This window comes from Gordonia sp. (in: high G+C Gram-positive bacteria), assembly GCF_049647785.1.
In the GTDB taxonomy this organism is placed as follows: domain Bacteria; phylum Actinomycetota; class Actinomycetes; order Mycobacteriales; family Mycobacteriaceae; genus Gordonia.
Genome location: NZ_JBARYI010000078.1, coordinates 177958 through 201443 on the forward strand (window position 1 = coordinate 177958; position 23486 = coordinate 201443).

Below are 23486 nucleotides of genomic sequence, written 5' to 3' on the forward strand. Positions count from 1 at the left end.
GGGGACTTCAGCTCGAAACGAAAAGCAGGTCTGGACCGTGGTCCAGACCTGCTTTGTTTGAGCCGCCTAGGAGAATCGAACTCCTGACCTATTCATTACGAGTGAATCGCTCTACCGACTGAGCTAAGGCGGCGTGCCGTCTCGCGACAGCGCTGCCAATCGTACCGAGTGGCCAGCCCTGCAAGCAAAACGGGTGCTAGGGGCGGTTTCGCGGACCTGTGGCGGCGTGGGTTAGCTCGTCACTCCCTCGGCGCGGGCAGCGTCGGCGACGGCCTTCGCGACTGCCGGGGCGACGCGATCGTCGAGCGGGCTGGGGACGATGCAGTCGGCGGCCAGGTCGTCGGCGACAACGGAGAGGATGGCGTCGGCGGCAGCGAGTTTCATGCCCTCGGTGATCCGACGGGCACCAGCATCGAGCGCGCCAGCGAAGACTCCGGGGAATGCGAGGACATTGTTGATCTGGTTGGGGAAGTCGCTACGGCCCGTCGCGACGATGGCCGCGTACTTGGCCGCGACGTCCGGGTGAATCTCCGGATCAGGATTCGACATCGCGAAGACGATCGCATCGTCGGCCATCGATGCCACGTACTTCTCGTCGACGAGGCCCGCCGAAACGCCAATAAAGACGTCGGCACCGGCCATAGCCTCACCGATATCGCCGCTGAGGCCACGGGGATTCGACCATTGGGCGAGTTCGTTCTTGTACTCCACCATGTCGGTGCGGTCGGCGGACACGACGCCCTTCGAGTCGAGAACGACGATGTCGTCGATCCCGGCCGCCTTCAAGATCTTGGCGCATGCAACGCCAGCAGCGCCGGCGCCCGAAATTACGACCTTCAGCGGCGCCAGATCCCGCTTCATAAACTTCGCCGCGCCCTTCAATGCGGCCAGTACGACAATCGCTGTGCCGTGCTGGTCATCGTGCATGACGGGGCAGTCGAGGGCCTCGATAACTCGCTGCTCGATCTCGAAACAGCGGGGTGCCGAAATGTCTTCCAGGTTCACTGCGCCGAAGCTGGGGCGCAACCGGATCAGAGTTTCGACGATCTCGTCGGGGTCTGTGGTGTCAAGAACTAGAGGGATGGAATTGAGGCCTGCGAAGCTGCGGAACAGAGCGGCCTTGCCTTCCATTACTGGCAGTGATGCTCGCGGCCCGATATTGCCCAATCCTAGGACGGCGGTGCCATCGGATACGACCGCCACCAGACGTTCGGTCCACGTGTATTTGTCGACGAGTTCGGGGTCAGCATGGATGGCGCGGGACACCTGGGCAACGCCCGGCGTGTAAATGATCGACAGGTCTCGCTGCGTCTGGATCGGGGCACGCAATTCGACGGATAGTTTGCCGCCCTCGTGCGCCAGAAATATGTCTTGATCCGAGATCTGCATGGGGTTGCCTCCAGGCTCCGGTCGAGCGGCGACAGGGGTACCTGTCGCGCTCGTCGCTAGTCATCAACGTGCGGACGGCGCTGTCCACATGTAACTCTGCTCGCCGAGCCTCTTCGCCGTGGCGAAACGCGAAGAGAGTGGCGAGCTTCATGAATCGTATTCCGCGGATGGGTGGTCGTCGCTGTTCGGCGAGAAAGTGCAACCCCAACACGGTGTACAGTACAACTTGTGTCTATGACGTATTCATCAGCGGATCGGGTGTACGACGAGGTTAAGGAACTAATCCTGACCTGCGAGCTTCCCGGTGGGGAGATGATCAGCGAAGGTGACATCGCGACTCGGTGCGAGGTCAGTCGAACGCCCGTGCGCGAAGCCTTCCTCCGATTGGCGGCCGAAGGTTGGATGCGTCTGTACCCAAAACGCGGCGCGCTGGTCGTCCCAATCGGCGAACGCGAGGCGCGGGACGTGCTTGATGCGCGTGTCCTGTTGGAAACCCATGCGATCGGCGCGATCGCGCAGGATCCCACGGCCATCGCGAACCTGGCCGGCCAACTGCGCACGTCGCTCGACGGCCACCGCGCCGTCGACGCCGCCGATGCCGCCGAGTTCGCCCGGCTGGATGCGGAGTTTCACCAACTGATCGTGGCTGCGGGCCGCAACGGGTTGCTCGCCGACTTCTACACCTCACTCGGCGAGCGGCATCGTCGAATGACGGCCGCACGACTACGCCACGATCCGACCGTCACCGCTCAGATCCTGACCGACCATGCCGAACTCGCCGACGTGGTCGCGGCAGCCGACGCCGACCGTTTCGCGGACCTCCTGGCTGCGCATTTGGCGAGTGTCCACGGCACCGAAGGTGGGCTGTCGTGAAGGCCCCTTGGGCTGCGGTCAGTCTCGCGGTCTTCACCGCCGCGTGGGGCGGAAACGAGTTCACCCCTCTGCTGGTGATGTACCGGACCGTCTCGCACATGTCACCGGTCGCCGTCGACGTGCTCTTGTTTCTGTATGTGCTGGGCATTGTTCCAGCGCTCCTGATCGGCGGACCACTGTCGGATCGCTTTGGTCGCCGGCCGCTGATGTTGCCGTCTCCGGTGATTGCGGCAATTGGCTCGACGCTGCTCGCCATCGGCGAGCATTCGGTGCCGCTGCTGGCGGCGGGCCGCGTCCTCAGCGGCATCGCGCTGGGGTTGGCGATGGCAGTCGGTGGTACGTGGATCAAAGAACTCTCCGACAGAGCCGGTGATTCGGCATCGGCGGGAGCTCGACGCGCTGCGCTCAGTTTGACGGCCGGGTTCGGTATCGGCGCGGGCGTGGCGGCAGTGCTCGCCCAGTGGGGGCCGTGGCCGGGCCAACTCGCCTACCTGATCACCATTGTCTTCGCCGCCGCCTCGCTCTTGGCCATCGCGCGGACCCCGGAGACGCGCCGTCGCACGTCAGCGGGTAGTTTCGCCGATGCGATGAAGATCCCGTCGGCCCGGAAGCTGCGCTTCTGGCTGATCATCGGGCCGGTTGCGCCGTGGGTGTTCGGTGCGTGCGCCATGGCTTACGCGGTGATTCCAGCGCTGATGACCGAACACACTGCTGGCGTGGCGATAGCGTTCGCCGGCCTGTGCTGCGTGGCGGGTCTGGCCGCCGGCTTCCTTATCCAGAGTGTCGGTAAACGCATCGACCGTCCCGGTTCGACGCGGGCCATGGTGACAGCGTTGGCGTTCGTCGCCGTCGGGATGGCGTTGTCGATTGCGGTCGTGGCGAATCCATCGGTCCCCCTCGCGGTGTTCGCGGCCATTGTCCTGGGGTGCGGCTACGGGATGGCCTTGATCTCGTGCCTGCTGGAGGTCCAGCGGATTGCCGGACCCAACGACCTCGCCGGGCTCACCGCGGTGTTCTACGCGTTGACCTATCTCGGATTCGCCTCGCCAGCCATCATGTCGTGGCTCATCGAACGCTTCCCATCGGTTACCTATACGGAAATGTTTATCTTCGGAATCGCGATGGCCGTGCTCGGTGCCGTCGTGGTGACGGTCGCCAATCGGACTCGGATCGCCGGACCGGGGACCATCGTTCCCGCCGAACAGGAAATACCGCTGGCAGATCGGACGCCGCTGCAGGTGCCTCACCCGTGAGGTGACATGATTCGCGCATGGTTTCGACCAAGCTCGACGGGCGACTGAAGGCCCTCGTCTCGAACATGCCGGAAGGCGCTGGCAAATATGTGGCGCTGGGATTCCGGATCGTCCGGGCGCTCGCCGTCAATAACATCAGCGACCGCGCGATGACCCTCGCCGGGCAGGCCTTCACCTCGGTCCTGCCGGTGATGCTACTGCTGACCGCGCTGCACGGCGTCGGTGCGACTGCACTCGACGAGTTCTTGGGCATGTTCGACCTCAGCGACATGATCAAGCCGGACGAATCGACCGCCACCTACACCTCGTTCGGCATCATCGGCGCCCTGATGACGGTGATTTCCGCGACCTCACTCGCGCGTGCCCTCGATCGCATGTACGTCGGAGTTTGGGGTTTCCGAAGCGCCGGGATGCGCGGTTGGTGGCGTTGGTTCGCCGTTGTCGTGATTCTGGCGATTGCCGTGCTGGCCCAGGTTGTGGTGGCCGTCTACTACGACGATTCGGTACCTCGCGGGTTCCTTGGCCTGGTCAGCACATTCGTGATTTGGACGCTGGCGTGGGTCGCGGTGCCGCGGGTCCTGATGAAGAAGCAGTTTTCACTGGTCGATCTCTGGTGCGTCGGCGCTCTCTGCGGCGCCGCGCTGACCGCGTTCATTGCGTTCACCGAATTAGGCTATTCGACGGTCTTCGCATCGTCGCGGGCTGCTTTCGGAGCCCTCGGACTGGTGTTCGCCTCAATCGGGTGGCTTTTCATTTACACCGCGATCGTGGTGGTCGCGACGGTCCTGGTGAAGGTCTTGCGCACCCCGGCCGACAACGACGCCACCATCGTCGAGCAGGACGTCGACCTCGACGGGTCGGTCCCACTCCAGTCCGGCGGCGGCTAGTCCGGGTACCCGTTCGGGTTCTGCGACTGCCAACGCCACGTATCAGCGCACATCTCGTCGATGGTGCGAGTCGCCGACCAGCCCAATTCGCGGTTGGCCTTGGACGGGTTGGCCCAATAGGCATCAACATCGCCGGGACGCCGAGGAACCACCTCGTACGGAATCTCGCGACCGCTGGCCCGCGCAAACGCGGCAACGACCTCCAGCACCGACTCGGGGTGACCGCTGCCCAGGTTCCACACCGACAGCGCGTCGTCGCGGAGGCCAATCCGTTCGAGCGCGGCCACATGCCCGGCCGCCAAATCTTCGACGTGGATGTAGTCGCGGACGCCCGTCCCATCGACGGTGTCGTAGTCATCGCCGAAGACCGCCAACTTCTCGCGACGCCCCACCGCCACCTGCGCGACAAACGGCATCAGGTTGTTCGGCAGACCGCTGGGGTCCTCACCGATCCGGCCGCTGGCGTGCGCGCCCACCGGGTTGAAGTACCGCAGCAACGCGATGCGCCAGGAATCATCGGCGACCGCCAAATCACGCAGCACCTGCTCCACCATCACCTTGGTCCAGCCGTACGGACTCGTCGCGTAGGTCGGCATGTCTTCGGTACGCTCGCGCACCGGGTTCTCCCCGTACACCGTCGCCGACGAGGAAAACACGAACTGTCGTACCCCGTGCACATCCATCGCCCGCAGTACCGAGAACGTGGTGTCGAGATTGTTGCGGTAGTAGGCCAACGGCTTCGCCACCGATTCGCCGACCGCCTTGAACCCGGCGAAGTGAATCACCGCCTCGATCGGCTGACCGCCGGCGATAGCGTCGTCGAACAGCGCGAGCGTCGCGGCCTCATCGGTGAGGTCGACGCGACACACCGGAATCGACTGTCCGGCAAGCTCTTCTAATCGCGTGACCGCCGAGGGCTTGGCATTACTGAAATCGTCGGCGATCAGCACGCTGTGGTTGGCCACCAGCAACTGCAAGACGGTGTGGGAGCCGATGTAGCCGGCTCCGCCGGTGACGAGAACGCGCATCTTCTTATTCTCCGGATTCGAGGACGTGCTGGGTGCGGGCATAACCGGCTTCGACGGCGGCCTTCGCGGCGGCCCACCAACTGCGATTATCGCGATACCAATCGATGGTCGCGGCCAGCCCCGAGCTGAAATTGGTGTACTTCGGCTGCCACCCCAACTCGGTCCGCAACCGGCTCGAGTCGATAGCGTAGCGGCGGTCGTGCCCGGGGCGGTCGGTGACAAAGTCGAAAGCGTCAGCGGGCTGTCCCAGCGCGGTCAAGATCGATTCGACGACTGTCCGGTTGTCGACCTCCCCGTCGGCACCGATCAGATACGTCTCACCGATCGCGCCGCGATCCACAATCGTCCACACGGCGTCGTTGTGATCATCGACGTGAATCCAGTCGCGAACATTGCGGCCATCGCCATAGAGTTTCGGCCGCACACCGGTCAGCACGTTGGTGATCTGCCGCGGGATGAACTTCTCCAAGTGCTGGTACGGGCCGTAATTGTTGGAGCAGTTCGAGATCGTCGCCGCCACCCCGAACGAGCGGACCCAGGCCCGCACCAGCATGTCGCTGCCAGCCTTGGTGGCGCTATACGGGCTCGACGGATTGTACGCGGTCTCCTCGGTAAAGCGGGCTGGATCGTCGAGTTCCAGATCGCCGTACACCTCGTCGGTGCTGATGTGATGCAAGCGGACGTTGTACTTGCGGATCGCCTCAAGCAACGTGAACGTCCCCACCAAATTGGTTTGGATGAACACCGACGGGTCGGCGAGCGAGTTGTCGTTGTGGGACTCGGCCGCAAAGTTGACCACCAAGTCCGCGTCTTTGACAAGCGCGTCGACAATCACCGGGTCCGCGAGATCACCGCGCACCACGTGCACGCGCTCGGCCACAGCCAGCAGCGTCTCGGGGTTGGCCGCGTAGGTGAATTTGTCGAGGACCGTCAGTTCCACGTCGGGACGGGTGGCGAGCGTCCGCAGCACAAAGTTGGCCCCGATGAACCCGGCACCGCCGGTCACGAGTACCCGCATGGAATGGCTCCTCAGCTAATTCGAGTGAGTTCGACCCGAAGACGTTGGTTCGAGACGGTATTGACCCTGAGACAGTAATAGTTCTGACTGGCCCGAGGATACCGATAGGCTGACCGCATGCGCGGAATCATCCTCGCCGGCGGCACTGGCAGCCGGTTGCACCCCATCACCCAGGGGGTCAGTAAGCAGTTGGTTCCCGTCTACGACAAGCCGATGGTCTACTACCCGCTGTCGACCCTCATGCTCGCGGGTATCCGGGACATCCTGATCATCACCACCCCAACCGATCGTGCCGCCTTCGAGAACCTCCTGGGCGACGGCTCGCAATTCGGGGTGACGCTGAGCTATCGCGTACAGACCGAACCCAACGGATTGGCACAGGCATTCGTCCTGGGTGCCGACCACATTGGCAATGATTCCGTCGCGCTGGTCCTCGGCGACAACATCTTCTACGGGCCGGGCCTCGGTTCGCAGCTTCAGGGTTTCGACGGCATCGACGGCGGCGCGATCTTCGCCTACCGGGTCGCCGATCCGACGGCCTACGGCGTCGTCGAATTCGATTCGGCGGGCAACGCGGTGTCGTTGGAAGAGAAGCCGGTGCAACCGAAATCGCGGTATGCGGTGCCGGGGCTCTACTTCTACGACAACGATGTGGTCGAGATCGCGGCCTCACTGAAACCGTCGGCGCGCGGCGAATACGAAATCACCGACGTCAACGCCGAGTACCTGCGACGGGGCAAGCTGCACGTGACGGTCCTGCCTCGCGGGACCGCGTGGCTCGATACCGGTACCTTCGACTCGCTCCTCGACGCGGGCAACTTTGTCCGGACCGTCGAACAGCGGCAGGGCCTGAAAATTGGGGTCCCGGAAGAGATCGCGTGGCGGCTCGGCTACCTCGACGACGATCAACTACATTCGGCAGCTACCCGATTGGTGAAATCGGGGTACGGACAATATCTGCTGGATCTGCTCGATCATGGACGGGAGTTATAGGGCATGGACGTACGGCCGCTGAAGATTTCGGGGGCGTGGGTGTTTACCCCGACTCGATTCGCCGACGACCGCGGCGAGTTCCTCGAATCGTTTAAGGCAGACGTCGTTGCTGAAACGATCGGGCACCGGTTCGCGCTGGCCCAGGTCAACACCTCGGTGTCGGCCGCCGGCGTGATCCGCGGCGTCCACTTTGCCGACGTTCCGCCCGGCCAAGCTAAGTACGTCACCTGCACGTCGGGCGCGGTGCTCGACGTGATCGTCGATATTCGCGTCGGATCGTCGACGTTTGGGGAATGGGACGCGGTCCTGCTCGACGACGTGGACCGTCGAGCCGTTTACGTCGCCGAAGGTTTGGGCCACGCCTTCTGCTCGCTGAAGGACGGTTCCGTCGTCAACTACCTGTGCTCGACGGGCTACAACCCGGGGGCCGAGCACGGGATCAACCCGATGGATCCGGCCCTCGGTATTGACTGGCCGCGCGTGGGACTAGACGGCCTGCCCTTGACGTACGTGCTGTCGGAGAAGGATGCCGAAGCTCCCCGTTTGGTCGACGCTCGCGAGTCGGGCCTGTTGCCGCAGTAGCGGCGTCGTACCTCGCGCCCCGCGCCTTCCTGCTCCCGCACCTTGCTGTTCTCGCATGATGCGTGCATTCCCGCACTATGTCGGACATGCAGCGGGAATGCACGCATCATGCGAGAACAGGACCGGAGGGACGACGGGGCGCTCGCGCGGCCTATGTGGGGAAGGCGGGGAGCTTTGCGGTGAACAGCCAGTCTTGCCAGATGTCATTCAACGACGTCGTCGTGAATGTTGAGGCGAGGGCGATGAAATCCTCGGTCGTCACACAGCGGTAGGCGTACTTCTCAGTCCAGCGGCGAATCAGCGCAAAGAACTCGCCGTCGCCGATTCGCAACCGCAAAGCGTGCAAGGTGATGGCACCGCGTTTGTACACCCAGTCGTCAAACATTTGCTTCGGCCCGGGATCGGCCAACGTCACCGCAACCGGCTCCGCGGCCAACTTCGCGTAGTAATGGTGTGCCCACTCGTCGGCAGTTTTGCCGCCGGAATGCTGACTCCAGAGCCACTCCGCGTAGCAGGCAAAACCTTCGTGCAGCCAAATGTCTTGCCACCGCGCCACGGTGACCGAGTTCCCGAACCACTGGTGCGCCAACTCATGTGCGACGAGGCGCTCATGATTGAGGGTGCCGTCGCAATGGTTCGCGCCAAAGGTTGAAAAGCCCTGTGACTCAAGGGGAATCTCGAGGGCATCCTCGGTAACCAGCGACGTGTACTCGCGGAACGGATACGGGCCAAACATTTCGGTGAACGCCGCGACCATCTGCGGTTGCCGAGCGAAGCTCGCCTCGAAATTCTTCTCCAGGGCGGGCGGCATCAGTCCGTGCACCGGAACAGGTCCGTCGACCATGGTGCGACGCTCGTACTGTCCGATCTGGATAGCTGCCAAATAGGTCGACATGGGTTCGGGCTGCTCATAAACCCACGTTGTCTGCCCGGCACGACGACGCTTACTCACCAGCCGACCATTCGCAAGCGCGTAATACGGGCTGTCGGTGGTGATCTCGATCCGGAACGGTGCCTTCGCTTCGGGATGGTCGTCGCAGGGGAACCACGACGGCGCACCGTTCGGCTGATTGGCACACAGTGAACCGTTTTCCAATTCCTCCCAGCCGACGCTTCCCCAAGGGCTCCGGACCGGTCGCGGGGTACCGCTATATCGCACTTCCATCGTGATCGCGCTGCCCGTCGGGATCGGTGCGGCAGGTGTGATCGACAGTTTCCCCAACCGGTGCGCAAACCGGACGCGTTGACCGTTAACCGTCACTTTGTCGACCCGCATCGACGATGCGAGGTCGAGGCCCACCCGCCGCAACTGCTCGTACGACGTCGCAGTCACGGTCGCTGTCCCGGAGAGTCGGTTGCTATTGACCCGGTAGTCGAGAGCGAGGTCGTAGCGGGTGACGCGATAGCCGAGGTTGCCGTTGCCCGGTAGGTAAGGGTCGAGTTCGTGAGAGGCGGCGCTCAGCGTAGGCGAGTGCCATGCGGTCTTCCCGAATTTGCCGGGCACAGCCTGCCTTTCGTTGAGCGTGGGATCTGGTGACGTCGAGGGTACCGCCGCCGACAGTTGTGTTGGAGACTGCGCTGGGGTCAGCGCGGCCAGGGCGCGATCGGATTGCCCTGCCACCGCGTATTGGCCGGGACAACGTCGCCGCGCATCACCAACGACGCCGGTCCGACCGTCGCCGATTCACCCACACCGGACGCAGGCAGCGCAACGCAATGCGGGCCGAGGGTGGCACCGGCTTCCAGGGCGACGACATCGATCGCCATCACGCGGTCATGGAAAAGATGTGTCTGGACCACGCATCCGCGCTGCACATTGGCACCGTCGCCGAGAGTTACGAGGTCGGCTTCGGGGAGCCAGTACGACTCGCACCAGACGCCGCGGCCAATCTTGGCGCCGAGCGCCCGCAGCCACAGGTTTAGCACCGGCGTGCCAGCGGCGGCATTGGCGAACCAGGGGGCGGCCACGGTTTCGACGAACGCATCGGACAGTTCGTTACGCCAGACAAACGAACTCCACAGCGGATGCTCGGACGGCTGGATCCGACCCACAACGACCCATTTGGCTACGGCCGCGACGGCACCGGCAACGGCACCTGCGGTGAGCAAGATGAGTCCGCCGAGCAGGGCAGCCACCAGGGCATTCCATTCGACGGCGAGCGTCTGCAGCGCAAACAGGACGCCGACGCCGATGCCGAACGACACCATCACCGCGATGATGCGCAGTGTTTCGACGGCCCCGCGTGCCGCACGCAAGCGCCGTGAAGGGGCAAACGTGCGTGTGGTGTCGGTCTCGGAAGCGGTGCGGCGCAAGCGAACCGGGGGACTACCGAGCCAACTGGAACCACTCTTCGATTTGAGCGGCGCTGACGACAGGACGGCCACAAGAGAGTTTTTCGGGAGCTTGCGCGACGGTGCGACCATCCCGGAGTTACCGAGGAAAGCGCGCTTGCCGACCTTCGCTTCACCGACCCGCATCCAGCCCCCGCCGAGTTCGTACGACGCCATCAGCGTGTCGTCGGCCAGGAACGAATAGTCACCGACCGTCGTGAATTTGGGGATCACCAGGGCGGTAGAGATCTCGGTGCCCTTGCCAATCTTGGCGCCGAGGGCCCGGAACCACCATGGCGTCAGCAGGCTGGCATACATCGGGAACAGATAGGTGCGCGCCGAGTCCATCAGGCGCTCGGTGGCCCACACCTGCCAGCCGATGCGGGATCGAACCGGGTAGACGCCGGCTTTCATCCCGATCGACAGGACACGGACCGTAAGGAGAACAACGAGCGCGAACGTGGCCATCGCAGCGAGGGCTGCGAGTGGTGCCATGGCGAGCCCGCGCAACGCGGCCGAGCCCATCGTCTCGGCGGACAGCGACCACAAGCCGATCACGACCAGGCCCACGGCGAGCGACAGCAACGGGATGCCGGAAATCAGGAAGGCCGACGCCGCGTAAACCGGCACCCACCACTTGCGTTGCGGAGGGCGCTGCTCCGGCCATTCGGCGGTGGCTTTCGCGACCTTGACGGCCGGCGAACCGGACCACCGCTGGCGCGCCTTTACCTTCCCGCGGACTGCCGACCCGGGGTCGATGATGGCGTCGCGCCCCACGACAGCACCGGGCAGCAGCACCGAGCGGGCGCCGATCGTCGCGCCCGGCTTGATGTCGACGCGCCCAATGATGAGGTCGTCGCCGTCGAGCCACCAGCCGGACAGATCCACTTCGGGTTCGATGGCGGCACCGTCGCCGATATCCATGAGGCCGGTGACGGGCGGCAGCGAATGCAGGTCGACGCCGCGCCCGATCGTCGCGCCGAGCGAGCGTGCCAGCGTCGGCAGCCACGGTGCACCCGACAGGTTGTAGGCGCCGCTGGCCTGCATGAGGCGTTCGGACAACCACAGTCGAACATGGACCGACCCGCCGCGCGGATACGTCCCCGCGCCAACGCCAGCAAGCAGGATGCGGGCTCCGCCGGCCGCGATGATCAGCCGACCGAACGGTGTCACGAACACCAGGAACGCAACAGCCAGCCACCACCAGTTCACGTGCACCAGCCACGACGCCGAATAGCCGAGGCTGTCGGCGACGGCGCGACCGATGTTGTTGGCGAACCCGAGCCAGGTAATCCACGCGATGCCGGTCAGCGTGGCGAGCGGAACCGAAGCGATCGCCTGGGCGATGCCGGTGGCGCGCGGAACCGGGCGGACCGTGCGCTTTTCGGCGACGGCGGTCGGATCCCGAGAATCGAGGAGTTCGGCGAGCGAACCGAGCCGCGGATGGTCGTAGAGGTCGGCGACCGTCACTTCCGGGAAGCGGGTGCGCAGGGCCGTGACCAGTTGGGCGGCAGACAGGGATCCGCCACCTTCGGAAAAGAAGTCGGCGGCGGGGGAGCCAATACTGACACCGAGAACACCGGTCCACTGTTCGGCGAGCCAGGCTTGGGTTGGCGTCAGATCACCATCGGAGTCGGAGGAATCGGTCCCGGCCACCGGCCACGGCAGTGCGTCGCGGTCGACTTTGCCGGACGTGCGGGTGGGGAGCTCGTCCATCAGCACCAGGCGGGGAACCATGGCGGCGGGCAACTCTTCGCGGAGTGAGGCTTGGGCGGCGGCGACGTCGAAGTTGGGGTCGGTCGACGCCAGGTAGCCGACGAGAAGGGCATTTCCGTTCGCGGTTTTGCGGACGGTGGCTGCAGCGCCGCTGACTCCGGGCAGGTTTTGCAGGGCATTGTCGATTTCGCCGAGTTCGATGCGTCGGCCACCAATTTTCACCTGGTCGTCGGCACGACCAACAAATTCGAGGCCTTCGTTAAGCAGTCGGACCATGTCGCCACTTCGGTACGCGCGGTCCCAGCCCAGGGTTGGCATTGCCGAGTATTTTTCAGCGTCCTTGACCGGGTCCAGGTAGCGAGCGAGGCCAACGCCGCCGATCACCAGTTCACCGGACTCGCCGACGGCAACGGGTCGGGCATCGGCGTCGACGACGGCGAGGTCCCAACCGATCAGGGGCAGCCCGATGCGGACGGGCTCACCGCGGTGCATCTGGGCGGCGCACGCGACGACGGTCGCTTCGGTGGGTCCGTAGGTATTCCACAGTTCGCGGTCGTCGGTGGCGAGGCGATCGGCCAATTCGGGTGGGCAGGCTTCGCCGCCGAAAATCAGTAGGCGGACGGCTTCGAGCGCCTCGGCGGGCCACAGCGCGGCCAACGTGGGGACCGTCGAAACCACATTGATATCGCGCTTGACCAGCCACGGACCTAAATCCATGCCCGACCGCACCAGCGCCCGCGGCGCCGGTACCAGACACGCCCCACTGCGCCAGGCGAGCCACATTTCCTCGCACGAGGCGTCGAAGGCAACCGACAGGCCAGCGAGGACGCGGTCGCCGGGGCCGAGCGGCGCATCTTGCAGAAACAGGGCGGCCTCGGCGTCGACGAAGGCTGCGGCATTGCGGTGGGTGACGGCGACGCCCTTGGGTCTGCCGGTAGACCCGGAAGTGAAGATGATCCACGCGTCGTCGGACAGGGTGGCCGGCGACGACGTCAACGAGGGGAGCGGTTCGTTGGCGGATGCTGCCGCACGGTCGGTTCGGCGGTGCACGCCATCGGCATCGACGATGGCGTCGACATTGGCCTCACCAAACACCAGGCGAGCCCGCTCCTCGGGATCATCGGCGTCCACGGGCACATAGGCCGCACCGGCATACAGCGTTGCCAGGATCGCGATGTACAAATTCTGATCGCCCGACGGCATCCGAATGCCGACGCGATCACTGCGGCCGACGCCAATATCGGCGAGACGACCGGCGACGCGTCGAATGATGGCAATGAGTTCGGAATACGTGACGATGGAATCACCGTCGTCAATTGCCGGTGCATCGGGATACCGGCGGGCGGTGGCCACCAGGATGTCGCACAGGGTTCGTGGTGCGGGTGCGGCGTCGCCCAGGAGATATTGGGCGGGGATGTGCCCGTCCGCCGGGGCGTCGGCCCGACTTGAACCAACCGGAATTGACACTGTGCGGGGACCTCTTCCGAGCGCGCGGCAAATGCGTGCCAAGCCGACACGTCGAAGTCATTGTGCAACAGGTCAGACCCTCGCGCTTGGCGGTGAACCGTGTTTTGCCCAATCAGTGGTCAGCAGGGCAGCATTCGCGCAAACGCCCACCGTAAGGTGAATCACGAAGTGTAGAGGACCGAGTCACACGCGACATGCGTTATGGCTCGCCCGTCAGTACTGAGGAGAGAGACTTATGGCAGCACCGTTGAAGCTCGGACTCAAGGCATCAGCAGAACAGTTCGACCCCCGCGAACTCGTGGAGGTTGGGGTGATGGCCGAGGAGTTCGGTCTCGACTCGGTGACCGTCAGCGATCACTTTCAGCCGTGGCGGCACAACGGCGGTCACGCACCGTTCTCGCTGGCCTGGATGGCTGCTGTCGGTGAGCGGACCAAGCGCGTCCAGATGGGTACGTCGGTGATGACGCCGACGTTCCGCTACAACCCGGCTGTCGTGGCTCAGGCTTTCGCGACCATGAGTTGCCTGTACCCCGAGCGCGTAATGCTGGGTGTTGGCACCGGCGAAGCTCTCAATGAGTACGCCACGGGATTCACCGGCGAATGGCCCGACTTCAAGGAGCGCTTCGCGCGCCTGCGCGAGTCCGTCCGCCTCATGCGTGAACTGTGGACCGGCGAGAAGGTCGACTTTGAGGGCGACTACTACCGCACCCAGGGCGCGTACATGTACGACATTCCCGCCAACCCAGTACCCGTCTATATCGCTGCTGGCGGTCCCGTCGTCGCGCGGTACGCCGGTCGTGCCGGTGACGGCTTCATCTGCACCTCGGGCAAGGGCATGGACCTCTACACGGAGAAGCTGATCCCGGCCGTCAAGGAAGGTGCGGAGAAGGCTGAGCGCCAGTTCGACGACATCGACCGGATGATCGAAATCAAGATCTCCTACGACCCCGACCCGCAGAAGGCCCTCGAGAACACCCGATTCTGGGCACCGCTGTCGTTAACGCCGGAACAGAAGCACTCGGTGAACTCGTCGGTGGAGATGGAACGACTCGCCGACGAACTGCCGATCGAGCAGGTCGCGAAGCGGTGGATCGTGGCTTCGGACGCCGACGATGCCGTCGAGCAGATCAAGACGTACATCGATGCCGGCCTCAACCACCTGGTGTTCCACAACCCCGGACACGATCAGCGGCGGTTCCTGGAGGCGTTCACCGCCGATGTGGTGCCGAAGTTGCGAAAGCTGGGCTAGAGCGAGACGTCGAAGGGTCAGCTATTCGTCGCAAGATCGTTGTCTGACAAGCAAAGCCACCATAGGGTGGACCGCAAGTCGACAGCACTTCCGCGAGTCCGCTACAGGCAAACGAGGGGTTTCATGAACGCACCAATTCCCGGCCAGAACGGCGACGGCGGGCAGCCGGGTCAGCCGCAGTACGGTCAGCCGGGCCAGCCAGGTCAACCGCAGTACGGTCAGCCAGGTCAACCGCAGTACGGTCAGCCGCAGTACGGTCAGCCGGGCCAGCCAGGCCAACCGCAGTACGGCCAGCCGAGTCAGCCAGGCCAACCGCAGTACGGCCAGCCGAGTCAGCCGGGCCAACCGCAGTACGGTCAGCAACAGTACGGCCAGCCGGGCTACCAGCAGGCCTTCGGTCAGAACGGCGACGTGACGACCAACCTGTCGATCAACTTCTGGCTGTCAGCCTTCTTCTCTTGGCTCCCCGCAGTGATCTTCTACTTCATGGATAAGGACAAGGTTCCGGCGATTACGCGCAGTTACGCGGCCGCGAACCTCAACTTCCAGATCCTTCGTACGTTGGTCGGGTTCGGTGCATGGGTCATCATGATGCTCATCGTCCTTGTCGGGGGCGGTTCGCTGTCGCCGGCTGTCAGCCTCCTGTTTTCGTTGGTGATCTTCGGTATCTCGATCTATCTGTTCGTTCTGCAGATCATGGCCGCGATCAAGGTTCAGGACTGCGCCCGCCGCGGTGAGCCAGCCGACAACCTTTACCCGTTCAACGTCAACTGGGTTTCATAGCCAGTTTCGGTATCGGAAACAACTAACAAAGCCGCCGGGCGAATCAATGAGATTCACCCGGCGGCTTTGTGATGGCAGGCCTACTCGGAAGGTGCGACAGTCTCTGTCACGGTGGGTCCCGGAACCTCGACCGTTTTAGTCCTGGTTTCGGTCTGCGTATTGGTGACCGTGTCGGTAACCGTGGCGGTGTTCCGTTCGGTTTGCGTTTGCGACTTGGTGACCGTGGAGGTTTTCGTCAGCGTGGTGGGGTCGGAGGAGACCTCGGTGGTGGTCGTCGTCATGGTCTCGGTGACTGGTGTACTGGCTTTAGCTGGGCGCAGCGCGTCGATCGCGAAGAAACTGACGATGACCAGAGCAGCCGCTGCGCAGGCGATCGTCGTGATGATTCGCCATCGACGAACCGCAGCGGTCTCGGCGGCGACGGCAGTGGCGGTTGTTTCCGAATCGTCGCCCTCGGGGGAGTTCGATGTCTGGGACTGCTGCGCATACATCTGCGGCGCAGGGTTGCCTGTCGTGTAGCCCGAGTAGGCGGCTTGTCCGGCGGGGACGGCGGAATACTCGGCCGGGTACTGCGGATCGCCCGTTGGCGTATTCGCGGTGCCGTCGTTCGGCGGCTGAGTCACAGGCTCTCCTCGGAGGAAAAATTTGGGCGGGGTCTCCGCGCTATTTATGCACAGTACCGCGTGGATCGGGGCTGATTTGCGCGCCCTACCGGTACTTCCGGCACGTCGGGGGGCATTTCGAGAGCGTGCATCTTGGTGACCCGCGATTGTGGTCCAACGAGATAAGTGTGACCCAATCGAACTATGAAGGTTTGTTGTGAATCGTTCGACAGAGCGGCATTTGGTGTGTCAGGATGTCAGATGAGAACGCAAGGCTCCCTCCCAAAGCCAGGCCCATCTCGTCATGTCCCCCATGCGTAGAAGGTCTTTTATGTCCCCTGTTACAACCATGCCCAAAGCACGTCCCGTCGCCTCCTCTGCTGCTAGTCGCGCGCCTCTGGCAACGCGACTCACCCCGCGCGCAGTCGCGGAGTGGGAAGCTCGACTCGGAGTTGGAAACGCCCCCACCCGGCTTCGTCCCGACCGGTTCACCGGATCTGCGGGAACCACCACTTACTCTCCGACGGTTGACGTCCGCGTCGCCGAGCCGGATTCATTCCACGCAATGCGTTTCGCGGCGGGCTTGTCGTCGATCGCCACCTACTGTGCGCTCCAGCCAGCAATGGTTCTGGAACGCACTGCGGCTCGCGTCCGAATGGATCCCTCCGACGCGCTCCTGGTGAGCGTGAGCGGCATGCGTGGCCAGTCCATCATTCGTCAGGGTGGCCGGGAGTCCACCTACGGCCCCGGTGACCTGGTGTTCGTCAACAATGCTGCCCCGTACAGCATTGTCTCGACGGCGGTCTCCGACCCCTCGGGCATGCTGATCCCGTTCAGCCGACTCGGCAAGCACCGCCATGTCGCCGAACGCCTCCAGCGTCCCGTCGCCGCCAACACTCCGCTCGCACGGGCGGCTGCAGTCTTCGTCCGTCGCTTTGCCGCCGAGACTTCGGCCCTCAAGTCGACGTCGGCAGCAGCAAACGTTTCCGAGCAGGCCGCCGTCGACCTTCTTGTCGCCGCCTTGTCGGAGCTCGAGGGTTCGCCAGCGGCGATGGAAGACAACGCGCTGTTTGTTCAGGAAGCCGCAGCAGATCTGATCGACCGTCACCACCGGGATTCGAGCTTCTCGCCCGACGTGATCGCAGAGCACCTGCACCTGTCGCGCCGTCAACTGTACCGCTACTTCGAAAGCTGCGACAACTCGCTGGCCAGCCGCATCGCCGATCGTCGCCTGCAGACCGCACACGAAATGTTGGTCCAGAGCCCGATGGCTTCGATCAGCAGCATCGCATTCTCGTCGGGCTTCCCGACCGTGGCGACCTTCCGCAACCGTTTCAAGACGCGTTACGGCGTCGGCCCGGTTGAGTACCGCCACCGCGTCCACGGCTAGACGCTAAGAACTAAGCACGCCGCCCGGATCATCGCGAGATGATCCGGGCGGCGTGCTATTTACGCGGGGTTTTCGTCCCTTTCCTGTCACATCTGACGGTCGTGCCGGTGACCAAACCGTCACCGATCGAGACGTTTGGTGACGGCTTGGTCGAATCGTGACAGAAAAGGGGGATGTTAGGGGGTTGAGGGGGCGAGGCGCCAGAGCGGGTTGACGGGGCCATGGCCTGCACCCAAAGGGTAGGCGGCAGCGAGGCCTCGCGTGACCCAGCGTTTGGCGAAAGCAACGGCATCCGGTACCGAGTAGCCGTGGCCGAGCGCTCCGACGATAGCGGCGGCCAAAGTGTCGCCGGCCCCGTGATCGTGCGGGGTGTTGATCCGCGGGGCGGGAAACTGATGGAAGTCGGTGCCGTCGTACAGCAGATCCGGGCTGAGGTCGCTACCTCGCAGATGCCCGCCCTTCACCAGCGCCCAGCGGGGACCCATCGCGTGCAGTGCGACGGCGGCCGCCCGCTGCGTGGCATCGTCGACGACGTCGATCCCCGTCAGCAGTCGCACCTCGTCGAGGTTGGGCGTCACGACCGTCGCAAGCGGAAACAACTGCGTCGTGAGTGCCCCGAGGGCATCGGCGGCCAGCAGGGGATCTCCGTGCATCGATGCCGAAACCGGGTCGACGACCAGCGGTATCGCACCATCACGGCCGATACCCAAGTCGACTGCCGCGTCGGCGATCGCGGTGATGATTGGCGCGGAAGCCAACATGCCAGTCTTGGCCGCCGAAACGCCGATGTCGGAAACCACCGACCGCATCTGCGCGGCGACGATCGTCGGATCAATCTCGGCGAACTCGGTGACACCCGTCGAGTTCTGGACGGTCACCGCTGTAATGGCGACACATCCGTGTAGACCGAGCATCGCGAAAGTCCGCAGGTCAGCTTGGATTCCCGCGCCGCCACCGGAGTCGGAGCCTGCGACAGTTAGCACCCGCACCGGGGTGGTGCCGGGTGCAGCGAGCGGGAGCGACGGGTACGTCACGGCGTGCTCACCGCCTCGTCGATCGGTAGGTAAACGCGGTTGCCCGAGGCGGTGAACTCGGCCGACTTTGCGGCCATCTCCTCGGCGAGGCGGGCGTCGATATCGTCTTGCGTCACCAATCCGTGCTCCTCGGCGTATGTGCGGACGTCCGCGGAAATACGCATTGAGCAGAACTTGGGTCCGCACATCGAACAGAAGTGGGCGGTTTTAGCCGGCTCGGCGGGCATCGTCTCGTCGTGATACTCGCGGGCGGTGTCGGGGTCAAGAGACAAGTTGAACTGGTCGGTCCAGCGGAATTCAAAGCGGGCCTTACTGAGAGCATCGTCGCGCTCTTGCGCCCGCGGATGCTGCTTCGCCAGGTCGGCGGCGTGTGCAGCGATCTTGTAGGTAATAACGCCGACCTTCACGTCGTCGCGGTTCGGGAGGCCAAGGTGCTCCTTCGGCGTGACGTAGCAGAGCATCGCCGTTCCCGCCTGGGCGATCATCGCCGCACCGATCGCCGAGGTGATGTGGTCGTACGCTGGCGCAATGTCGGTGGCGAGCGGACCCAGGGTGTAGAACGGCGCTTCGTCGCACAGTTCTTCCTCGAGCCGGACGTTCTCGACGATCTTGTGCATCGGAACGTGACCGGGGCCCTCGATCATTACCTGCACACCGTGCGCTTTCGCGATGGCCGTCAGTTCGCCGAGCGTGCGGAGTTCGGCGAACTGTGCCTCGTCGTTCGCGTCGGCGATAGACCCCGGACGCAGACCGTCACCGAGGGAGAAGGTGATGTCGTAGCGGGCGAGGATCTCGCACAGTTCGTCGAAGTGCGTGTAGAGGAATGACTCGGTGTGATGGGCCAGGCACCACGCCGCCATTATCGACCCACCGCGCGAGACGATGCCAGTGACCCGCTTGGCGGTGAGCGGCACGTAGCGCAGCAGCACGCCAGCATGCACGGTCATGTAGTCGACGCCCTGCTCGGCCTGCTCGATGACGGTGTCGCGATATAGTTCCCACGTCAGCTTGGTGGGATCGCCGTTGACCTTCTCGAGCGCCTGGTAGATCGGGACTGTGCCGACGGGAACCGGTGAGTTCCGCATGATCCACTCGCGCGTGAGGTGGATGTCTTTGCCGGTTGAGAGGTCCATGATGGTGTCCGCGCCCCAGCGGGCCGCCCACACCATCTTTTCCACCTCTTCGGCGATCGACGAGGTGACTGCCGAGTTGCCGATGTTGGCGTTCACCTTGACCGCGAAGGCCTTGCCGATGATCATCGGCTCGGATTCGGGGTGCCGATGGTTGGCCGGAATCACTGCCCGACCTCGGGCGACCTCGCTGCGGACCAGCTCGGGGTCGACGCCTTCGCGCGCGGCGATGAACTTCATCTCCGGGGTGACGATGCCTTCGCGGGCCCACGCCAACTGTGTTGATGCGGTGTGTGCGGCTGTCCCACGTTCGGGGTTGGCCGGAATCAGCACCGGTTCTGGACGAACCCAGTGGTCACGGGTTTTTGCTAAACCGGCATCCAGATCGATGGTTGCCGAATTATCGGTGTAGGGGCCGGAGGTGTCGTAAAGGTCGAGGTGATCACCATTGGTGAGGTTGACGCGACGCTGCGGGACGGCCATGCCGTCGACGTCGAGATAGTGCTTGGTGGAGCCTTGGATGGGTCCACAGGTAACAGTTTTTTTCGACATGTCGGCCATGACTTTTCTCCCTACGCCGGCATTATCCGGACAGGTTCAGGCGGTCGACGACCGCCTGTCGTCATCTCAGCCCCCGGTTTCGTGGGAGCCCCCGCGTATGAAATTTGCGCCCGCGGATGGGGCGCTCACCACCCTACTCAGGTGCCGGATCGAAGGCATATCGTGATGCGCATGTGACTGATGTGACTTGCATCTCTATTTGTCCAACCATAGGCTTGTGATGCGAGTCACAGGAGGCTATATGTACCGGAAGCACCGTCATGCTCAGCCGACGCAATCGGCGCGTTCGCTGCTGCAACAGATATCTCAGGTCTCGCACAACCCTGACCGTGAGCGGTTCGAACTCTGGGTGGCTGGCGATCTCGTCGGTGTCCTCGGTTATCGCATCGACAAGGGTCCGCAGGGAGATGTGGTCACCATCCTGCATACCGTTCTCTACGACGAATACAGCGGACACGGACTTGCGACCCGACTGACGGGCAGCGCAATGTCGTACATGCGAGAGAACAACCTCAAAGTGCGGCCGATCTGCTCGTTTACCAGACACTTTTTGGACAGTCATCCCGGCATGGTGGCAATGGCACCCGCCTAGTGAAACTCGCTTACAAGGTGAGGGCGCTGACGTCGAAGACGACGGGCGCATGGTCGCTGGCACCCTGGGTGGCGCGAACTTCTCGATCAATGAAGGCGTCGTGTATGCGGTTGTTCAATGCTGGTGAGCACAAACCGAAATCGATGCGCATGCCCTCGTTGCGGGCAAACCGACCGGCTTGGTAGTCCCAGAACGTGAACGTCCTTGGGCCCGGCGTGTACGGGGCCGCGCTGTCGACGAATCCATGGTCGATGAACTTCGTGAAGGCGGCACGTTCTATCTCACTCGTATGAGTGCGACCCTGGAAGTACTCCGGATCCCACACATCCTCATCCGTGGGTGCCACGTTCCAGTCACCGAGCAGGGCAATCTGCGCTGCGGGATCGTGCGTCAGTTCCAGACTGGTCACATCCGCGAGGGCACCCAGCCAATCGAGCTTGTACTGCAGATGCGGGTGCCCGGGCTCACGGCCGTTGGGCACGTACAGGCTCCAAACTCGCACCCCGCCGCACGTCGCCGACATGGCGCGCGCCTGTATCTCGCCGTTGTAGGTCGGCTCACCGTCGAAGCCGTTGTGAACCTCGTGCACTCCGAGACGTGAAGCAATGGCGACGCCGTTGTAGCCGCTGGTCCCGTGGAAGGCGACGTCGTATCCGTGCGCGATGAAACTCATCACCGGGAACTCGTCGTTGGTGCACTTAGTTTCCTGCATTGCCAGCACGTCGATAGCGTGCCGATTCATCCATGCCACGACCTGCTCGGATCGGGCGCGGATCGAGTTCACGTTCCACGTCGCCAGGCGCATGCGTCAATCTTGCCGTAGCCGCAAGAGGGGCGCGTCAGCGGCCTCCCATCGTCGGGCGACGAGATCACCCGCCGTTGTCGAGTCAGCAAGCAAAACAAGCCCGAACCCCAGTTGCTCACTGCGGTAGTGCTCGCGCCAAAAGTCGACCGATGTCGCGAACCATGCGAAATCATCGGCATTCGCCGCCGCGAGGAACTTGTCAGCGGCTTCGATCACGGTGAGGTAGCCGGTTGCGACCGCGCCGGTCGGCGTGTGCATGCCTGTCGGTAGATCGCGAATGGAATCGTCGAACGCGTCCTTATTGGCGCCGAAGTGCGACGGGAAGTCCCACGCGGAGGCAAATGCCTCGTACATCCCTGGCATGGTCGCCATTTTGGCGCCGGGAAGTCGCCGGGCGACGGCACCGGTCCGGTAGGTGCTGATCGATCCGACTGCCAGAACGGTAGCCGGGCCGGGGCCGGTCAAGGCGCCGGGGGGAAATTCGAGGTTCATGCGGCCGGTCCTCTGATCAGGATGAAGCTCTTGTAATGGTCCTTGGTGTACCAGGCTGAACCGTCGCTGCTGGTCACGATGCGTTCGGCGTCGCGGCCGCGGCCTCGCTGCTTCGGATTCACGTCCCACTCCCGGTACGTGATCCGACGCCCGCTGGAGTCTTTGACCGGAAGGTTGCGCTCGTTGTTGCGGAAGGTGTCGCCGCCGCGCGTCCCGGGCGCATTCGCGGCCTCCGGCCATCGACCGGCATCCACCAGTGCCAAGGTGTTCAGTACCCGCGCGGGTATCTGCTTGCTCGGCGCCGGGGTAGCGGTCGACGACGTCTTCTTCGGAGCCTTGGAGGCGGTGGCTGGCCGCGTGGGCTTCGGTGTTGCGGCTCCAGCGGGTGCCGGAGCGGCTGACGAAGCACTCGTCGTCGACGTCGCAGCTTCGGAATCGGGGCCGTCCCGTCCGTCGATCCACCAGGTCAGTGCGACGACCGCCAGAAGCAATACCACGGCCAGAATTGCCGCAAAGGTTCGTCGTTTGGTTAGGTCGGGCGCGCCGTCGGCGTCGGTGGGGTTGGAATTCGACATCGCCTCCACCGTATGTCATTGCGTGGACGCTACATCGTCAGCAAACGGCAGGTGTGATGCAACTCGAACCCGAGAGCGCGCCACGCATCGCGCGCGGCACCGTCGAAAGCGGGGACGGTCGCCGCAGCTACCCCCGGTGAAATGAGGGCCCACTCGCCGGCGGGTGTGTCTCGGTCGGGTTCGGGACCGACGAGTACCTCGTACGCAATGGACGCGCGAGGCGCGGCCCCCAACGCGGAACTGCGCAACAGGCGGTCGGCCACCATCAGTCGAGGTGCCAGGTCGTGGTCGGTGAGCCAGGCGAGGGCAGGTCCCAGACCCGCTGCCGTCGACCCGAATTCGACCGGTGCCGCCACCCCGGAGCGCAGGTTGGGGCCAGCCGCGGTCAGTAGCCATCCGTCGATCACTTCGCGCGCGTCAGTCGATGCGGCCTCCATCAGTGCACGCTCGACGTCCCGGATCTCCGAATTTCGAACGACCCGGCGCGACAGCAGTCGGATCGACGAGATAGCCGCGAGGGCGAGCCGATGGGTTTCGCCATCGCGCTCGATGAACACGGCGGTGTCGGAGCGGTCACGGAGAATGCCGGTGATGTCGGACTGCGTCGGATGACCCCGTGCCGGTTGCGGATTTGGGGCCCCACGCCAATCTGCGGGAGCGTCGTCGCCCAGTCGATACCGGATGACGACGCGATCACCGATCGCCGGTTGGTGACTGCCGCTCGCGGAAGGCATGG

General features: G+C 63.9%; 21 protein-coding genes, 1 tRNA gene and 1 riboswitch. Of the genes, 9 read left to right on the forward strand and 13 right to left on the reverse strand.

Going from position 1 to position 23486, the window contains the following annotated elements; genetic code table 11:
- Positions 1 to 60: 60 nt before the first annotated feature.
- Positions 61 to 133: transfer RNA gene (locus tag WBA38_RS12760), tRNA-Thr, on the reverse strand.
- Between the two features lie 98 nt (positions 134 to 231).
- On the reverse strand, positions 232 to 1389 hold the full coding sequence (locus WBA38_RS12765) for an NAD(P)-dependent malic enzyme (protein WP_424293158.1): 1158 nt from the start codon (positions 1387 to 1389) through the stop codon (positions 232 to 234).
- A 234-nt stretch (positions 1390 to 1623) separates the two neighbouring features.
- Between WBA38_RS12765 and WBA38_RS12770 the strand changes: the two genes are divergently transcribed.
- From WBA38_RS12770 to WBA38_RS12780, 3 genes are read left to right on the forward strand one after another with little or no spacing between them, the layout of a single operon-like run.
- On the forward strand, positions 1624 to 2262 hold the full coding sequence (locus WBA38_RS12770; RefSeq protein WP_424322855.1) for a GntR family transcriptional regulator: 639 nt from the start codon (positions 1624 to 1626) through the stop codon (positions 2260 to 2262).
- Positions 2259 to 3515, forward strand: coding sequence for an MFS transporter (locus WBA38_RS12775; RefSeq protein ID WP_424293160.1), 1257 nt, complete (start codon positions 2259 to 2261; stop codon positions 3513 to 3515). Before WBA38_RS12770 ends, WBA38_RS12775 begins: the two co-directional genes overlap by 4 nt.
- A gap of 17 nt (positions 3516 to 3532) precedes the next feature.
- Positions 3533 to 4402, forward strand: coding sequence for a hypothetical protein (locus WBA38_RS12780; protein ID WP_424293161.1), 870 nt, complete (start codon positions 3533 to 3535; stop codon positions 4400 to 4402).
- Here WBA38_RS12780 and galE read toward each other — a convergent pair.
- Both galE and rfbB read right to left on the reverse strand, forming a co-directional pair.
- Positions 4399 to 5430: a UDP-glucose 4-epimerase GalE gene (galE, locus tag WBA38_RS12785; protein ID WP_424293166.1), complete on the reverse strand. Its 1032-nt coding sequence runs from the start codon at positions 5428 to 5430 to the stop codon at positions 4399 to 4401. The genes WBA38_RS12780 and galE overlap by 4 nt on opposite strands.
- A 4-nt stretch (positions 5431 to 5434) precedes the next feature.
- Positions 5435 to 6448 (reverse strand): dTDP-glucose 4,6-dehydratase, encoded by a 1014-nt coding sequence (rfbB, locus tag WBA38_RS12790; protein ID WP_424293162.1) that lies wholly within the window; start codon positions 6446 to 6448, stop codon positions 5435 to 5437.
- Between the two features lie 117 nt (positions 6449 to 6565).
- Here rfbB and rfbA point away from each other — a divergent pair, with 117 nt between their 5' ends.
- Positions 6566 to 7441 carry a glucose-1-phosphate thymidylyltransferase RfbA gene (rfbA, locus tag WBA38_RS12795; protein WP_424293163.1) on the forward strand — a complete coding sequence of 292 codons (876 nt, stop codon included), beginning with the start codon at positions 6566 to 6568 and terminating at the stop codon, positions 7439 to 7441.
- A 3-nt stretch (positions 7442 to 7444) separates the two neighbouring features.
- Positions 7445 to 8023 (forward strand): dTDP-4-dehydrorhamnose 3,5-epimerase family protein, encoded by a 579-nt coding sequence (locus tag WBA38_RS12800; RefSeq protein ID WP_424293164.1) that lies wholly within the window; start codon positions 7445 to 7447, stop codon positions 8021 to 8023.
- Positions 8024 to 8174: 151 nt separating this feature from the next.
- On the opposite strand, the gene WBA38_RS12805 is transcribed toward WBA38_RS12800, so the two are convergent.
- Together WBA38_RS12805 and WBA38_RS12810 are read right to left on the reverse strand one after the other, a co-directional pair.
- A complete protein-coding gene (locus WBA38_RS12805; protein ID WP_424322856.1) occupies positions 8175 to 9527 on the reverse strand; it encodes a M1 family metallopeptidase in 1353 nt (450 codons plus the stop codon).
- Between the two features lie 80 nt (positions 9528 to 9607).
- Positions 9608 to 13537, reverse strand: a complete 3930-nt coding sequence (locus tag WBA38_RS12810; RefSeq protein ID WP_424293351.1) for a Pls/PosA family non-ribosomal peptide synthetase — start codon at positions 13535 to 13537, stop codon at positions 9608 to 9610.
- 235 nt (positions 13538 to 13772) lie between these two features.
- On the opposite strand from WBA38_RS12810, the gene fgd reads away from it, so the two are divergent.
- The gene (gene fgd, locus WBA38_RS12815) at positions 13773 to 14786 is read left to right on the forward strand and encodes a glucose-6-phosphate dehydrogenase (coenzyme-F420) (RefSeq protein WP_424293352.1); all 1014 of its coding nucleotides are present in this window, start codon (positions 13773 to 13775) and stop codon (positions 14784 to 14786) included.
- A gap of 123 nt (positions 14787 to 14909) precedes the next feature.
- Positions 14910 to 15569: a DUF4870 domain-containing protein gene (locus tag WBA38_RS12820; protein WP_424293353.1), complete on the forward strand. Its 660-nt coding sequence runs from the start codon at positions 14910 to 14912 to the stop codon at positions 15567 to 15569.
- Positions 15570 to 15649: 80 nt separating this feature from the next.
- Here the strand turns inward: WBA38_RS12820 and WBA38_RS12825 are convergent, their stop codons facing one another.
- A complete protein-coding gene (locus tag WBA38_RS12825; RefSeq protein ID WP_424293354.1) occupies positions 15650 to 16192 on the reverse strand; it encodes a hypothetical protein in 543 nt (180 codons plus the stop codon).
- Between the two features lie 310 nt (positions 16193 to 16502).
- Between WBA38_RS12825 and WBA38_RS12830 the strand changes: the two genes are divergently transcribed.
- Entirely contained in the window at positions 16503 to 17561 is a 1059-nt protein-coding gene (locus WBA38_RS12830) for a helix-turn-helix domain-containing protein (RefSeq protein ID WP_424293355.1), read from the forward strand.
- Between the two features lie 176 nt (positions 17562 to 17737).
- On the opposite strand, the gene thiD is transcribed toward WBA38_RS12830, so the two are convergent.
- Positions 17738 to 18595 carry a bifunctional hydroxymethylpyrimidine kinase/phosphomethylpyrimidine kinase gene (gene thiD / locus WBA38_RS12835; protein WP_424322857.1) on the reverse strand — a complete coding sequence of 286 codons (858 nt, stop codon included), beginning with the start codon at positions 18593 to 18595 and terminating at the stop codon, positions 17738 to 17740.
- Positions 18592 to 20286: a phosphomethylpyrimidine synthase ThiC gene (gene thiC, locus WBA38_RS12840; protein ID WP_424294738.1), complete on the reverse strand. Its 1695-nt coding sequence runs from the start codon at positions 20284 to 20286 to the stop codon at positions 18592 to 18594. The genes thiD and thiC overlap by 4 nt, the downstream gene beginning before the upstream one ends.
- Positions 20277 to 20391, reverse strand: a riboswitch (TPP riboswitch). (Overlaps the previous gene by 10 nt.)
- A gap of 136 nt (positions 20392 to 20527) precedes the next feature.
- Between thiC and WBA38_RS12845 the strand changes: the two genes are divergently transcribed.
- Complete coding sequence (locus tag WBA38_RS12845; RefSeq protein ID WP_424294740.1) at positions 20528 to 20878, forward strand: GNAT family N-acetyltransferase; 351 nt, start codon at positions 20528 to 20530, stop codon at positions 20876 to 20878.
- Between the two features lie 10 nt (positions 20879 to 20888).
- On the opposite strand, the gene WBA38_RS12850 is transcribed toward WBA38_RS12845, so the two are convergent.
- The 4 genes from WBA38_RS12850 to WBA38_RS12865 are packed head-to-tail and all read right to left on the reverse strand — an operon-like array spanning position 20889 to position 23484.
- Positions 20889 to 21683 carry an exodeoxyribonuclease III gene (locus WBA38_RS12850; protein ID WP_424294742.1) on the reverse strand — a complete coding sequence of 265 codons (795 nt, stop codon included), beginning with the start codon at positions 21681 to 21683 and terminating at the stop codon, positions 20889 to 20891.
- Positions 21684 to 21686: 3 nt separating this feature from the next.
- Positions 21687 to 22175 (reverse strand): barstar family protein, encoded by a 489-nt coding sequence (locus tag WBA38_RS12855; protein ID WP_424294744.1) that lies wholly within the window; start codon positions 22173 to 22175, stop codon positions 21687 to 21689.
- Positions 22172 to 22750, reverse strand: coding sequence for a ribonuclease domain-containing protein (locus WBA38_RS12860; RefSeq protein ID WP_424294746.1), 579 nt, complete (start codon positions 22748 to 22750; stop codon positions 22172 to 22174). The genes WBA38_RS12855 and WBA38_RS12860 overlap by 4 nt, the downstream gene beginning before the upstream one ends.
- Positions 22751 to 22779: 29 nt before the next feature.
- On the reverse strand, positions 22780 to 23484 hold the full coding sequence (locus tag WBA38_RS12865) for a GNAT family N-acetyltransferase, cg3035/Rv0428c family (protein ID WP_424294748.1): 705 nt from the start codon (positions 23482 to 23484) through the stop codon (positions 22780 to 22782).
- Positions 23485 to 23486: the final 2 nt, after the last annotated feature.

Excerpts from the sequence above, each read along its gene's own strand:
- WBA38_RS12765 (WP_424293158.1), bottom strand. The coding sequence starts at position 1,389 with ATGCAGATCTCGGATCAAGACATATTTCTGGCGCACGAGGGCGGCAAA.
- WBA38_RS12770 (WP_424322855.1), top strand. The coding sequence starts at position 1,624 with ATGACGTATTCATCAGCGGATCGGGTGTACGACGAGGTTAAGGAACTA.
- WBA38_RS12780 (WP_424293161.1), top strand. The coding sequence starts at position 3,533 with ATGGTTTCGACCAAGCTCGACGGGCGACTGAAGGCCCTCGTCTCGAAC.
- galE (WP_424293166.1), bottom strand. The coding sequence starts at position 5,430 with ATGCGCGTTCTCGTCACCGGCGGAGCCGGCTACATCGGCTCCCACACC.
- rfbB (WP_424293162.1), bottom strand. The coding sequence starts at position 6,448 with ATGCGGGTACTCGTGACCGGCGGTGCCGGGTTCATCGGGGCCAACTTT.
- rfbA (WP_424293163.1), top strand. The coding sequence starts at position 6,566 with ATGCGCGGAATCATCCTCGCCGGCGGCACTGGCAGCCGGTTGCACCCC.
- WBA38_RS12800 (WP_424293164.1), top strand. The coding sequence starts at position 7,445 with ATGGACGTACGGCCGCTGAAGATTTCGGGGGCGTGGGTGTTTACCCCG.
- fgd (WP_424293352.1), top strand. The coding sequence starts at position 13,773 with ATGGCAGCACCGTTGAAGCTCGGACTCAAGGCATCAGCAGAACAGTTC.
- WBA38_RS12820 (WP_424293353.1), top strand. The coding sequence starts at position 14,910 with ATGAACGCACCAATTCCCGGCCAGAACGGCGACGGCGGGCAGCCGGGT.
- WBA38_RS12830 (WP_424293355.1), top strand. The coding sequence starts at position 16,503 with ATGTCCCCTGTTACAACCATGCCCAAAGCACGTCCCGTCGCCTCCTCT.
- thiC (WP_424294738.1), bottom strand. The coding sequence starts at position 20,286 with ATGGCCGACATGTCGAAAAAAACTGTTACCTGTGGACCCATCCAAGGC.
- WBA38_RS12845 (WP_424294740.1), top strand. The coding sequence starts at position 20,528 with ATGTACCGGAAGCACCGTCATGCTCAGCCGACGCAATCGGCGCGTTCG.
- WBA38_RS12850 (WP_424294742.1), bottom strand. The coding sequence starts at position 21,683 with ATGCGCCTGGCGACGTGGAACGTGAACTCGATCCGCGCCCGATCCGAG.
- WBA38_RS12855 (WP_424294744.1), bottom strand. The coding sequence starts at position 22,175 with ATGAACCTCGAATTTCCCCCCGGCGCCTTGACCGGCCCCGGCCCGGCT.
- WBA38_RS12860 (WP_424294746.1), bottom strand. The coding sequence starts at position 22,750 with ATGTCGAATTCCAACCCCACCGACGCCGACGGCGCGCCCGACCTAACC.
- WBA38_RS12865 (WP_424294748.1), bottom strand. The coding sequence starts at position 23,484 with ATGCCTTCCGCGAGCGGCAGTCACCAACCGGCGATCGGTGATCGCGTC.